The organism is Kribbella sp. CWNU-51, from assembly GCF_054073265.1.
The window spans coordinates 801,385-814,499 of the sequence record NZ_JBSXMZ010000004.1 but is presented as its reverse complement, the minus strand read 5'-3'; the positions used below and the strand labels follow the sequence as shown (position 1 = coordinate 814,499).

General features: G+C 66.3%; 13 protein-coding genes. 10 read left to right on the top strand and 3 right to left on the bottom strand.

The window, feature by feature from the left end; genetic code table 11:
* Positions 1 to 49 precede the first annotated feature (49 nt).
* Positions 50 to 805: an IclR family transcriptional regulator gene (locus ACXC9Q_RS05915; RefSeq protein ID WP_457055448.1), complete on the bottom strand. Its 756-nt coding sequence runs from the start codon at positions 803 to 805 to the stop codon at positions 50 to 52.
* 277 nt (positions 806 to 1,082) lie between these two features.
* On the opposite strand from ACXC9Q_RS05915, the gene ACXC9Q_RS05910 reads away from it, so the two are divergent.
* The 10 genes from ACXC9Q_RS05910 (at position 1,083) to ACXC9Q_RS05865 (ending at position 10,781) form a co-directional block, all read left to right on the top strand.
* Positions 1,083 to 2,486 (top strand): extracellular solute-binding protein, encoded by a 1,404-nt coding sequence (locus tag ACXC9Q_RS05910; RefSeq protein ID WP_457055447.1) that lies wholly within the window; start codon positions 1,083 to 1,085, stop codon positions 2,484 to 2,486.
* On the top strand, positions 2,483 to 3,379 hold the full coding sequence (locus ACXC9Q_RS05905; RefSeq protein WP_457055446.1) for a carbohydrate ABC transporter permease: 897 nt from the start codon (positions 2,483 to 2,485) through the stop codon (positions 3,377 to 3,379). Before ACXC9Q_RS05910 ends, ACXC9Q_RS05905 begins: the two co-directional genes overlap by 4 nt.
* Positions 3,376 to 4,293 carry a carbohydrate ABC transporter permease gene (locus tag ACXC9Q_RS05900; protein ID WP_457055445.1) on the top strand — a complete coding sequence of 306 codons (918 nt, stop codon included), beginning with the start codon at positions 3,376 to 3,378 and terminating at the stop codon, positions 4,291 to 4,293. The genes ACXC9Q_RS05905 and ACXC9Q_RS05900 overlap by 4 nt, the downstream gene beginning before the upstream one ends.
* Positions 4,294 to 4,329: 36 nt before the next feature.
* Positions 4,330 to 4,776: a Rieske (2Fe-2S) protein gene (locus tag ACXC9Q_RS05895; protein WP_457055444.1), complete on the top strand. Its 447-nt coding sequence runs from the start codon at positions 4,330 to 4,332 to the stop codon at positions 4,774 to 4,776.
* A 22-nt stretch (positions 4,777 to 4,798) separates the two neighbouring features.
* Positions 4,799 to 5,749, top strand: a complete 951-nt coding sequence (locus ACXC9Q_RS05890; protein WP_457055443.1) for a PDR/VanB family oxidoreductase — start codon at positions 4,799 to 4,801, stop codon at positions 5,747 to 5,749.
* A gap of 31 nt (positions 5,750 to 5,780) precedes the next feature.
* Positions 5,781 to 6,875: an amidohydrolase family protein gene (locus ACXC9Q_RS05885; RefSeq protein WP_457055442.1), complete on the top strand. Its 1,095-nt coding sequence runs from the start codon at positions 5,781 to 5,783 to the stop codon at positions 6,873 to 6,875.
* Between the two features lie 8 nt (positions 6,876 to 6,883).
* Complete coding sequence (locus tag ACXC9Q_RS05880; RefSeq protein ID WP_457055441.1) at positions 6,884 to 7,993, top strand: amidohydrolase family protein; 1,110 nt, start codon at positions 6,884 to 6,886, stop codon at positions 7,991 to 7,993.
* Positions 7,990 to 9,078: a mandelate racemase/muconate lactonizing enzyme family protein gene (locus ACXC9Q_RS05875; protein ID WP_457055440.1), complete on the top strand. Its 1,089-nt coding sequence runs from the start codon at positions 7,990 to 7,992 to the stop codon at positions 9,076 to 9,078. Before ACXC9Q_RS05880 ends, ACXC9Q_RS05875 begins: the two co-directional genes overlap by 4 nt.
* 93 nt (positions 9,079 to 9,171) lie before the next feature.
* Positions 9,172 to 10,227, top strand: a complete 1,056-nt coding sequence (locus tag ACXC9Q_RS05870) for a Gfo/Idh/MocA family protein (RefSeq protein WP_457055439.1) — start codon at positions 9,172 to 9,174, stop codon at positions 10,225 to 10,227.
* Positions 10,228 to 10,295: 68 nt separating this feature from the next.
* A complete protein-coding gene (locus ACXC9Q_RS05865; protein ID WP_457055438.1) occupies positions 10,296 to 10,781 on the top strand; it encodes an RNHCP domain-containing protein in 486 nt (161 codons plus the stop codon).
* A gap of 128 nt (positions 10,782 to 10,909) precedes the next feature.
* Here the strand turns inward: ACXC9Q_RS05865 and ACXC9Q_RS05860 are convergent, their stop codons facing one another.
* Positions 10,910 to 12,637 carry an MFS transporter gene (locus ACXC9Q_RS05860; protein ID WP_457055437.1) on the bottom strand — a complete coding sequence of 576 codons (1,728 nt, stop codon included), beginning with the start codon at positions 12,635 to 12,637 and terminating at the stop codon, positions 10,910 to 10,912.
* A gap of 28 nt (positions 12,638 to 12,665) precedes the next feature.
* Complete coding sequence (locus ACXC9Q_RS05855) at positions 12,666 to 13,097, bottom strand: MarR family winged helix-turn-helix transcriptional regulator (protein ID WP_457055436.1); 432 nt, start codon at positions 13,095 to 13,097, stop codon at positions 12,666 to 12,668.
* Between the last annotated feature and the right edge of the window lie 18 nt (positions 13,098 to 13,115).

The following is a 13,115-nucleotide window of genomic DNA, read 5'->3' as shown; positions in this document are numbered from 1 at the left end:
GGGTTGCCCCCTCGACATCCGAGGGGGCAACCCCGGCGGTCGGCCGGGGTCAGTCCAGGGCGCCGAGCAATTCGGCCGAGATCGCCTGTGCCTCGCTGATCAGCAGCGGGACCGCCGCCTTGCCGAGTTCCGGCGTCATCCGGAAGGCCGGCCCGGAGACCGAGATCGCCATCGAGACCGGTACGTCGGGGATCCGTACGGCGTAGCAGACGACACCGATCTCCTGTTCGCCGTTGTCCCTCGCGTAGCCCGTGCGGCGGATCCGGTTCAGTTCGGTGCGGAGCTTCGCCAGGTCGGTGATGCTGTGTTTCGTCGCGGCCGGCATGCCGACTCTGCTCATGATGCGGGCAACCTGGTCGTTGGACAGTCCGGCGAGGATCGCCTTGCCGACCCCCGTCGAATGGGTGTGCGCGCGGTGCCCGACCTCGGTGAACATGCGCATCGCGTGCGGGGAGGGGGACTGGGCGATGTAGACGACCATGTCGCCTTCCAGCACCGCCAGATTCGCCGACTCGCCGATCTCCCGGGCGAGCGTGTCCAGGTGCGGTTTCACGATCGGGCCGAAGTCGACCCGGCCGGCCAGTCTCGCCATCCTGAGCCCGAGCCCGTAATGGCGGTTCGGCAGCTTGCGGACGTAGCCGAGCGCGACCAGCGTCTTCAGGAACCGGTGCGTGGTCGGCGCCGGCACATCGATGGCGGCCGAGAGATCGGTCAGCGACGAATCGCCGCTGTCGGCCAGTAGCTCGAGAAGGTGGAAGGCCCGTTCGACGGATTGGACACTTCCCGACGTCGTGTTCTCCACCATCCTGCTCTCTGTCTCTGACCCGATCGGGACTCAAGCATAAGTGCTCCGCCCACCCCCTCCGGGCGGGTCGGCAGGCGAGCTCCAGACTTCCGAATATTGGAAGTTGTATTCCGCATAGTGTTGACACCCCGGTCTGGCAGGCGAACACTTGGGGCACACCCAAGATCAACAGCCCGCAGCTGTCAGCGCCGCGTAGTACATCGGTGTAGATGGCTGTTGTTGCGCAGACTCTGGGGGCCTGTGCCGGGCGAACCGCCTGTCAAGGGAGACCATCGCCATGACCTCCGGCTCGTTGTTCACCCGCCGCCGACTACTCCAAGGGGGCCTCGGACTGGCCGCCGCCGGCATTGCCGGCAACTCGTTGATCGCCTGCGGATCGGGGGCGTCCGGGACGCCCACCGGCTGGACCGAGGTGACCTTCAGTTCCGTCGGTGATCCCACCGTGCAGAAGATGTTCAAGGACATGATCGCGGCTGCTCAGAAGGAGAGCCTCGACGAGCACAAGATCAAGATCGTGTGGAAGCCCGCCCCTGGAGACGACTGGGCCAGCGTCATGCTGCAGTTCGCCTCCGGTACGGCGGCCGATCTGCAGCGCATTGACGACGACCGGGTGTACGACCTGGCGACGAACGGCAAGATCCTGCAGTTGGACAAGATGATGCAGGACGCCAGCGACGGGTTCGACCTGACCAAGTACAGCCCGACGTTCACGACGAAGGTCGCTGTCGAGGGGTACCAGTTCTCCATCACGCCCGGTATGAGTGCGAACGCGCTGTACTACAACAAGAAGCTGTTCGCCGATGCCGGGCTCACGGCGCCGACCTCGTGGTCCGAGGCGTGGAGCTGGGACGAGTTCGACGACGCCGTGAAGAAGCTGACGAAGAAGAGCGGCAACCGGACCGATACCTACGGTCTGCAGTACGCCGTCAACACCATCCAGGCCACGGCGTACGGTGCTGGTGACACCGCGCTCTACAACAACCAGACCGAGTGTGGTTACGGCAAGCCGGAGACACAGGACGCGATCGACAAGCAGGTCTCCTACATCCGCGAGGGTTACGCCCCGACCATCGACGTCGAGTACCTGCCTCTGTTCAACGCAGGAAAGCTCGCCATGACGTGGCAGGCGATGGACATCAGCGCGCAGATCAGCTCCTCGGTCGACTGGGACGTGATGCCCTGGCCGAAGACACCGCTGTTCGCGATGACGAAGAACTACGCCCGGACCTGGGTCATCCCGAAAACCGCGAAGGACCCGCAGGCTGCTTTCCTTGCGATGAAGGCGTTGTGCGGCAAGGCGGCTTCGGAGGTCATGGCCAAGGCACAGTTCGCCGTACCGGCGCTCATCGAGGTTGCCAAGAGTGCGGCGTTCACCGACCACCCACGACCGAAGACCGCGAGCGTCTGGGCCGAAGCGCTCGGCACTGTCGCCGGTAAGCCGGTCGACGTACCGTTCCCGCGCGGACCGATCGGGACGGCGCTGGCCGATTCCTTCGTCGAGGGTACGAACGCGAACAACCTGGTCAGCGGCAAGCTGGCCACCGCCGACTACCTCAAGCGCGGCCGGGACGCCGTCAACGCCGAGATCAAGAAGCGCGGCTGGAACGGGGACAAGGGCAAGGAGTTGCTCGAGAAGGGAGGAGCGCTCTCCGATCCCGACCTGAAGGTTGCGGCCAAGTGACGGCGGAGCAAACGGTCAGGGCAAGGCGGCGCACTCTCCGCGGCTGGATGTTCATCGGTCCGGTCGTACTCGGGACGCTGCTCTTCAACGTCATCCCGGTCGTGCCCACGCTGGTGACGAGCTTCACCGACTGGGACGGCCTGGCGGCGCCGACGTTCAAGGGCCTGGCCAACTACCAGGAGATGTTCTCCGGGCAGGATCCGCTGTTCGGCAAGAGCTTGATCAACACGGCCATCTACACGGTCGGGTACGTGCCGGTCGGGATCATCATCGGGATCGCCCTGGCCCTGCTGGTCAACAACCGGCTTCGAGGCATGGCCGTGATCCGGGCGCTGATCTTCCTGCCGTACGTGACGTCCCTGGTCGCCGTCGGGGTCGTCAGCCGGTGGGTGTTCAGCGATCAGTACGGCGTCATCAACGCGGTGCTGGCGTCGTTCGGCATCACCGGACCGCACTGGCTGGGTGAACCCGGATCGGCCATGGCCGCGGTGATCGCCACTGCGATCTGGGCGAACATGGGCTTCAACATGATCATCGTCCTGGCCGGCCTGCAAGGGGTCCCGGAGACGCTGATCGAAGCGGCCACCCTCGACGGCGCCGGCCGGTTCTCACGCTTCGTCCACGTGACGCTCCCGTTCCTCACGCCGACGATCTTCCTGTTGCTGATCCTGCAGACGATCGGCTCCTTCCAGGTCTTCGCACTCATCCTGGTGATGACGGGCGGCGGACCGGGCGACGGCACGTACGTCTACATCTACCACCTCTGGTACGAGGCGTTCACGCTGCGACGGATGGGCTACGCCTCGGCACTGGCGATCGTGCTCTTCGCCGTGCTGCTCGCGGTCACCTGGATCCAGAACCGGCTTTCGAAGAGATGGGTGTTCTACCAATGACGGTCGAAGACACTCGTGCTCCCCAACGGCTCGCGCCACCACGGTCGCCGGTGCCGCAGGACGATGCCGGCGTCGAGCGGCGACCCCGGCGCCGGATCGTGGCACCGACGGCGACTTACGTCGTCTGCGTCATCGTGGCGTTGGTTGCCATCGGCCCGTTCCTGTGGATGCTGTCGAGCTCGTTCAAGGAACCGGGCGACGTGATCAGCCTGACACCCCACCTGCTCCCACACCCGTTCACCGGCGAGAACTACGCCTACCTGATCAACAACGGCGTCCTGCCCTTCATCCGGTTCCTCGGGAACAGCGCCTACATCACGGTGCTGGTGATCATCGGCCGGCTGTTCGTCTGTGCGCTGGGCGCCTACGGCTTCGCGAGACTGCAGTTCCGCGGGCGGGACGCCGCCTTCGGGCTGTTGCTTGCGTCGCTGATGATCCCGGACATGCTGATGGTGCTGCCGCTGTACTCGGCGTACGTCAAGGCCGGTCTGATCGACACCCACTTCCCGCTGATCATCCCGCCGATCGTCGCCAACACGTTCGGCACATTCCTGCTCCGGCAGTTCTTCCTGACCATCCCCAAGGAGTACGACGAAGCCGCCCTCGTCGACGGTGCGAGTCATTTCCGGATCTTCGTGAGCATCATCCTGCCGCTGTCGAAGCCGGCCCTGGCCACCCTGGCGGTGCTGACCTTCGTCAATGTGTGGAACGACTTCTTCGGCCCATTGGTCTACCTCAGTGATGTCAACAAGTTCACCGTCCCGGTCGGGCTGGCGTTCTTCCAGACGCAGGACAGTACCCAGTACGGCCCGCTGATGGCCGGAGCGACGCTGGCCATCATCCCGACCGTCCTGGTCTTCGTCTTCGCGCAGAAGTACTTCACCCGCGGAATCTCGATGACCGGAATCAAATGATGCCTTCTGGCAATGCCTTCTGAACAGGGAGACAACGTGACGAAGTACGTAGTGGCGACGGTCGACGAGATCCCACCCGGCCATCGGAAGGTGGTCGAGATCGCCAAGCGATCGATCGGCGTCTTCAACGTCAAGGGCAACTATTACGCGATCCGCAACCAGTGCCCACACGGCGGCGGACCGATGTGTGAGGGCGTGACCTCGGGACTGGTCCGTTCGGACAAGCCCGGCAACTACGACTACATCATGCGCGGGGAGATCATCCGCTGCCCCTGGCACGGCTGGGAGTTCGAGATCGCCACCGGGCAGTCCTGGTTCGACCCCGCGAAGACCAAGGTCAAGGCGTATCCGACCGGGGTGGAGTCCGGTGAGGCACTGGCCAAGAATCCGGAGCTCTCCGCCGCCGGGTTCCAGCCCGGTCCGTACTCCGGTGAAACGTACGAGGTCGAGGTCGACCGCGACTATGTCATTGTCAATATCTGACGCCCGTGGGGGAGCGGAGTCGGTGCGCGAAACGAGCATGCCGTTGCGGGTGAAGTCCCACCAGCAGGTCTCGTCCGGCGTGACCGAGCTGGTGCTCGTCGCAGACGATTCCTCGGAGCTGCCGTCGTGGGCTCCGGGGAGTCATATCGACGTACAGGTTCGCCCCGGACTCGTTCGGCAGTACTCGCTGTGTGGCGATCCCGAGGATCGCAGCCAGTGGCGCATCGCCGTACTGCGGGAGCCCGCGAGTCGAGGTGGATCCGCCGCACTGTGCGAGCGCGTCCAGCCCGGTGACGTGCTGACGGCCACCGGCCCGCGCAACCACTTCCCGCTCCACGATTCCCCGCAGTACCTGTTCATCGCCGGCGGGATCGGAATCACCCCGATCATCCCGATGATCGCCGCCGCGCACGCGGCCGGCGCCGAGTGGCGCCTGGTCTACGGCGGTCGCAGCGAGGCGTCGATGGCCTACCGGGACGAGGTCGGGAGTTACGGTCCCGAGCGCGTGCTCGAATGGCCGCAGGATCGTCGCGGTCTGATCGAACTCGATCAGCTCCTCGCCGAACCACAGTCCGGGATGTTGATCTACTGCTGCGGCCCCGAACCGCTGATCGCGGCCGTCGAGGCGAAGAGCGCGCACTGGCCGCACAAGACCCTGCAGGTGGAGCGGTTCGCGCCGAGGCCTCTGACCGAGGTCGCTCCCAACACCTCCTTCGAGATCGAGCTCGTCGACAGTGACGAGGTCCTCGTCGTACCGCCGGACAAGTCCATCCTCGAGGTCGTGGACGAGGCCGGTATCTACGTCTTGTCCAACTGCGAAGAAGGTACCTGCGGAACCTGCCAGACGACCGTGCTGGAAGGCATTCCGGATCATCGGGACTCCGTTCTCGACGACGACGAACGCGCCGCGAACGACACGATGATGATCTGCGTCTCTCGCGCGCGCTCGTCCCGGCTGGTCCTCGACCTGTGAGTTCCCCACAACCACGAAGGTGAGAGCACAAGTGGCCATCCAAGAACTCGAGAACTACGCACGCCCCCAGCAGTGGGCCGGCCTCGACCTGGTCGACACCGACGTACACATCAACCTCGACAGCCTGAAGAGCCTGTTCCCCTACCTCGAGGCGCGGTGGCGCGACTACATCACCGAGTCCGGGATGGGCGGGCTGGCCTCGACCCTCTATCCGTCCAACGCGCCGAATCTGTTCCTCGACGGCTCCCGGCCGGAGCAGGGTCCGCCCGGGTCCAGCATCGAGCTCCTCCGGAGTCAGTTGCTCGACCCGTGGGGGTTGCAGTTCGCGATCCTGAACTGCACCTACGCCATCGACTCCATCCACAACGACGACCTGGCGGCGGCGCTCGCCCGGGCGCTGAATCGCTGGCAGTTGCACGAGTGGCTGGAGCAGGATCCCCGGCTCCGCGGATCGGCTGTGCTTCCGCTGCAGAATCCGGCGTTCGCGGCCAAGGAGGTTGAGTGGTCCGCGCAGCACAGTCAGTTCGTCCAGGTGACTGTCCCGTCGCGCAGCCGTGAGCCGCTAGGCCGGCGCGGATTCTGGCCGATCTACGAAGCCGCGGGAAACGCCGGGCTCGTCGTCGGTGTCCAGGCCGGCGGGCTCAGCGGCAACCCGGTGACGCCGGTCGGCTGGCCGACGTACTTCGTCGAGGACTACGTGAATGTTCCGCTGGCATTCCAGGCACAGCTGCTGAGCTTCGTCACCGAAGGTGTCTTCGTCGAGTTCCCCGAGCTGACCGTTGCGACGATCGAGGGCGGCTTCAGTTGGCTACCGCCGTTGATGTGGCGCTTCGACAAGGACTGGAAGGGCCTGCGACGTGAGGTTCCGTGGGTGGAACGTCCTCCGTCGGAGGTGCTGCGCGAGCACGTTCGGATGACCATCGCGCCGCTCGACCGGCCCGACACCCCGGAGTTCCTCGTCGAGGTCATCGACCAGCTTCTCTGCGACGAGATGCTGATGTTCTCCACCGACTACCCGCATGCGCATTTCGCGAACGCCGCCGACGCGCTGCCCGAGGGGATCTCCGGGGATCTGCAGACCAAGATCATGTCCGGCAACGCGCACGCGACGTACCGGCTGGGATGAGGAGAGAGATGACTGAGACACAGACGCAGCCACGGACCGTACGCCGTACCGCTGCGAAGCAGATGATCATCGATTGCGACATCCACAACGTGATGGCACCCGGAGCCCTGGAGCCCTACCTCTCGAATCGCTGGCTCAACCACCTGAAGACCTTCGGCTCGCGCCAGCACTCGGGCAACGTGTACCCGAAGGGATCGCCGGCCCGGTACGACGCCATTCCGCCGTCCGGACTGCCCGCGGGTGCCGACCTGGAGTTCATGCAGAAACAGCACCTCGACGGGTTGAACGTCGAGTTCGGGATCCTCGGTCCGCTCAGCTCCTCCGGCAGCCAGATGGATCCCGAGTTCTCCGCGGCGCTGTCGGCGGCGACCAACGACTGGCAGATCAAGGAGTGGCTCGAGCCGGAGCCGCGGCTGCGAGCGGGCATGATCGTGCCCGCCGAGCACAGCGAGCAGGCGGTCGCCGAGATCGAGCGGCTCGCGGGCCATCCGGGGTTCGTGCAGGTCCTTCTGGTTGCACGCAGTTCCGCACCGCTCGGCGATCGCCGCTATTGGAAGATGTACGAGGCCGCCGCCCGGCACGATCTGCCCGTCGGCATTCACTACGGCGGCGGCGTTCGCGGCGTACCCATCAGCGCGGCAGGTTGGCCGTCCTTCTACCTGGAGGATCACGCCGGGATGTCCGGCGCGTTCCAGGCCCACGTGGCGAGCCTGATCTTCGGTGGGATCTTCGAGCGGCTTCCGAACCTGCGCATCGCACTGATCGAGGGCGGGTTCGGCTGGCTGCCGTCCCTGGGCTGGCGGATGGACACCCATTGGGAGCGGTTCCGCGCCGAGGTTCCGCACGTTCGCCGCAGGCCGTCGGAGTACCTGCGCGAGCACTTCTGGATGACGACGCAGCCGATCGAGGAACCGCATCGGCCGGCCGACCTGCACAAGGTGTTCGAACACCTCGGCGGAACCGGCAAGGTGATGTTCTCCACCGACTATCCGCACTGGGACTTCGACCATCCCGCGCACGCCTTCCAGGTCCGGTTGCCCGCGGCGCAGCGGGACAGCATCTACACGGAGAACGCCCGGGCCTTCTACAAGCTGCCGGCACGGGCGGAGTCGCTTTGACCAAGATCATCTCGATCGAGACGTTCGACGGCCACGGCTGCATCGTTCGCGTCCGTACCGACGACGGGCTCGTGGGATATGGACAGACGGCGCACTCCGAGGCCCGGATCACTGGGGAGGTGTTGCACACTCTGATCGCGCGGAACTATCTCGGTCGGGACCCGTTCGATGTGATGACCCTGGCCGAGGAGTGCGCACGGGCCGAGTACAAGTACTTCGGCAGCTTCCTGTTCCGGGCGCTGGCCGGCGTGGACACCGCGCTGTGGGACCTAGTGGGCAAGGCGAAGTCCCAGCCGGTCTACCAGCTGCTCGGTGGAAAGTTCCGGCCGTCGGTGCCGGTCTACGGTTCCGCCATGCGTCGCGACACGACGCCGGCGGAGGAGGTCGACCGGATCGTCGCGGCCGTCGCTGCGCACGGTTTCCGCGCGGTGAAGATCAAGATCGGCGAGCGCAACGGTCGCGATGCGGAGTCGCGTACCGGCCGGACCTGGCAGCTGGTTCCCTTGCTGCGCAAGGAGCTCGGCGACGACGTCGAGATCAGCGCGGACGCCAATGGCGCCTACTCCCCGGGCCAGGCGATCCGGATCGGGCGACTGCTCGAGGAGCACGACTACCTGCACTTCGAGGAGCCGGTGCCGTTCTGGGAGTACGAGAACACCAGGAGCGTCGCGGCCGCCCTCGACATCCCCGTCGGGCTGGGGGAGCAGGAGTTCTCGGTCGAGAACATGGGACGGATCGTGCGGGACGGCGTGGCCGATGTCATCCAGCCCGATGTCTGTTACATCGGCGGCATCACGCGCGCCCGGCAGGTTGCGGAGCTGGCCAACCTTGCCGGGCTCCCGTGCGTACCGCATTCGTCGGGGAGATCGCTGACGGCGATCTTCACCGCGCATCTGGTGACAGCGATGCCGGCGTGCAACCTCTTTCACGAGTGGACCATCGAGGACGCCTCGGCGATGCGGGTCTACGAGCCGTTGCCGGTCGCGCGGGACGGCGAGGTGGTGCTGTCCGACGCACCTGGTTGGGGAGTGGAGATTTCCGGCTCCACCTTGCAGCGTATGGAGCGACGGGTGTCGTCCCTCTGACCCGTGCACGGCTCGCCAGGGGTTGGCAAGCGCTTGCCAACCTGGCATAGGGTGAGTGGCAGTCGAAGCTTCGTCGAGTCGGGAGGAATACGAGTGACTTCCACGCAGGCTGTCAGGTTCGCCGCGGTCGGGCTTGATCACGCGCATATTTTCGGTCAGATCGCGGGCCTGATCGGGGCTGGTGCGGAGTTCGTCGGGATGGCGACCGACGATCCGTCGGCTGCGATCGCGGCCCGGGTCCGGGAGCGGTACCCGGACGTTCCGGTGGCCGAGAGTCCCGACGAGTTGATCAACCGGGACGGGATCGACTTGATCGTGACCGCCGCCGTACCGGATCGGCGGGGGCCGATCGCGGTGGCGGCGTTGCGGGCCGGCAAGGACGTCATGACCGACAAGCCTGGCTGTGTGAGTCTGGATCAGTTGGAGGAGATCGAGAAGGCGGTCGGTCAGACCGGGCGGTTCTGGTCGGTGACGTTCTCGGAGCGGTTCGAGGTGCCCAGCGTGATCAAGGCCGGTGAGCTCGTCCGCGAGGGCCGGATCGGAACGGTGGTGCAGACTCTCGGGATCGGGCCGCACCGCGTGGGGGACCGTGGCCACCTCGGCGGCGGGGCCGGTCGCCCGGACTGGTTCTACGACAACAACCGGTATGGCGGGATCCTGACTGACATCGCCTCCCACCAGATCGACCAATTCCTGTGGTTCACCGGCGCCCGGACCGCCGAGGTCGTGGCCAGCACGGTCGGGAACTTCGCCAACCCCGATGAGCCTGGCTTGCAGGACTTTGGTGAGATCCTGCTGCGCAGCGACAACGCCCAGGGCTACATCCGGGTCGACTGGTACACCCCGGCCGGTCTGCCCACCTGGGGCGACGGCCGCCTGATGATCCTCGGCACCGACGGCTACATCGAGTTGCGTAAGTACGTCGATATCGCAGGCAGGGATGGCGGCGACCACCTTTTCCTGGTCAATCAGGAAGGTACGCAGTACATCGACTGCTCGCAGGTCGAGACCACCTACTATCCGGACCTGGTTCGCGACGTACGGGATCGAACCACCTCGGCCGCGCCGCAGGAGCACACCTTCGAAACCATGCGCCTGGCCCTGACAGCCCAGCAGCGGGCGACCGTCCGCGGAGCGGCGCGGGGATGAATCGCCGATGGTTCTCGGGAGTTAATCGATTGACGCTGGTGGAGGCAGGCTGATCTGCTGGAGGCGGTGTGCCGGATGATCCGGCGCGGACCGGAAGGAGGGAAGCCGATGTCTGTCCTGTCCAGCAGCTTCGCTCTGAAAGGTTCTTCGGTTTGGTATTCGCACGTTCGTTCAGCTGTGAGCACTGCGGCGTAGAGGTTTCCCTCGACGCCCCTGGAACTACCCATCGCAACCATTGCCCGAGCTGTCTGTGGTCGCGCCATCTCGACCGCAACGTCCCGGGTGATCGCAAAGCCGATTGCGCGGGCGGCATGGAGCCGATCGCGGTCACGGTCCGCGGCGAGGGCCGTTGGGTCCTCATCCATAGGTGTACCAACTGTGGGCGCCTTCGTCTCAACAAGACCGCCGGTGACGACAACGTCCTGCTCCTGATGCGGCTGGCGGCTCTGCCGCTGACTATGCCGTTCATCCCGTTCGCGCCCGAGCCCGAGAGCAACGGCAACGGCTCACATGCCGCCACTCGCAAGCCGAGGGCGCGCAAGACCAAGGCCTGAGTCAGGCCGTCAGGCCCGTGGCGGCGCCTTGTCGGACGCCGACCACGGGCCCGACGAGGGGGCCCACCCGAATAGTTGCGTTAGGCAATAGCACCCTCCGTGGCTTCGAGCCTCGTCGCCTGCCTGCGTTACGGGTTCTGCTGTGCAACGCCTGGCGACGCTGCTAGCAGGCTGGCGACCGGTACGGCGGTTTTGCCGGGTTCAACCAGTACGACTGTGCGGGCGGCGGCGTGGGTCAATGCGCTGGTGAAGCTGCCGTCGGCGAACTGGGCCACCGGTCCGCGTGGGGACCGGCCGACCGCGATCGCGCGCGCGTCGATGTCGTCGGCGTGCTGGGCGAAGGCCCGACCTGCGGCGGCGTGGTCGCCGACGCTGGTGAGCACCTGACCGGTGGCGGCGATGCCCTGCGCGAACAGCCGGTCGAGGTGGTCCTGGACGGCGGCGTGCGCCTGCTCGGCGTCCTCGGCGTCGATGGCCAGTTCTTCGACTACGGCGGTCTCGCGGACGTGCACGACCTCCAAAGGGCTGCCGGTGTCGCGGGCAAGTGCGGCGGCCGCGTCGACGATCTCGGCGGCGTTCTCGGTAGCACCGACCGCGACGATGACCGGTCGGTACGCCACAGTCGGTGTGGCACCGACAGGTTGCAGGCTCGGGCGCACGGTCTCGCCCTCGACCATGCCCTGCTCGGCTGCTGCGACCAGCTTGTGGCCGGAGGCGAGAACGACGATGGCCAGGATGAAGGCGACGCCGCCGAGGTAGAAGGGGACGCTGAGGTTGGTGGCGTCGGCGAGCTTGCCCGCGGCGAACGGCGCGAGGCCGCCGCCGATGAACCGGACGAAGCCGTACGCCGAGGAGGCGACCGGCCGCTCGACCGGCGAGACGAGCATGACGGCCTGGGTGGTCAAGGTGTTGTTGATGCCGATGAACGCGCCGCTGATGATGACCGCGACGATGACCGCCGCCGGAGTGTTCACGCCGATCGCGATCACGGCCATGACGATGCCGAGGCAGAGCAGATTGACGTACAGCACCGGCGCGGTCCCGAAGCGCGCCTGCAGCCGCGGTGCGAAGAACACGCTGAAGGCGGCGACCAGCAGTCCCCAGCCGGTGAAGACCAGGCCGAGCTTGTGGGCGTTGAGTTCCATGGGGTACGGCGCGTAGCCGAGCATGGTGAAGAATCCCCAGTTGTAGAGCAGCGCCATGATGCCCATGGTCAGCAGGCCGCGGTGCCGCAACGCCTTGAGTGGCGCGGCCAGCGATGTCTTGTGCGCTGGTTTCGGGAGGTTCGGGACGAACGCGACGGTCGCGACGAGGGCGATGAACATCAGGACCGCGACGCCGAAGAACGGCCAGCGCCAGCTGATGCTGCCGAGTTCGCCGCCGAGCAGTGGCCCGACCGCGATGCCGAGTCCGAGCGCGGTCTCGTACAGGATGATCGCCCCGGCGAAGCCGCCGCTGGCCGAGGCCACGATGACGGCGAGGCTGGTCGCGATGAACAGGGCGTTGCCCAGCCCCCAGCCGGCGCGGAAACCGACGATGCCGCCGATGGTGTTCGAGGTGCCGGCGAGCGCGGCGAACACGACGATGAGGATGAGGCCGACGATCAGCGTGCGCTTGGCGCCGATGCGGCTGGATACCCAGCCGACTACCAGCATCGCGACCGCAGTCACGACCAGGTAGCTGGTGAAGAGCAGCGACACCTGGCTCGGCGTGGCGTGCAAGCTGCCGGCCAGTGCGGGCAGGATCGGATCGACGAGCCCGATGCCCATGAACGAGACGACACAGGCGAACGCCACGGCCCAGACGGCACGCGGCTGTTTGAACGGGCTCGGAGCTGTCCCATGGGACGCGGTCATATGCAGGTTCTCCTCACGATGGGCGTGTTCAGTCGGACGACCGGGACTCGACGAGCCGGGCGAGCGCGGGTAGTGCGGCGGCGATAGCGGCCTGATCCTGCGGATCGAGGCGGTCGAGCAGGTGCTGCAGCGCCTCGGCGCGCTCCGCACGCCGGCGCCTGAGGAGCTCGAGACCGGCTTCGGTCGCCTCCACCAGTACGGTGCGGCGGTCGTCGCTCTTCGCGGTGCGGCGCACCAGGCCCTCGCGTTCCATCCGGGTGACCAACTGCGTCATCCCTGGCTGGGAGGCGCGCTGGGCGTGAGCCAGCTCCGTCAGCCCGTGCGGTCCGTCACGTCCGAGGCGGTGCAGGGCGGACGAGGCTGCCGCGCTGAGGTCACCGGCGGTCGAGACCTGGCGGATGAACGTCACCAGGTGTTCGAGCACCACGACCAGCTCAGTGCCGGAGGCATCCGATTGCATAACCCCATTATGCATAAC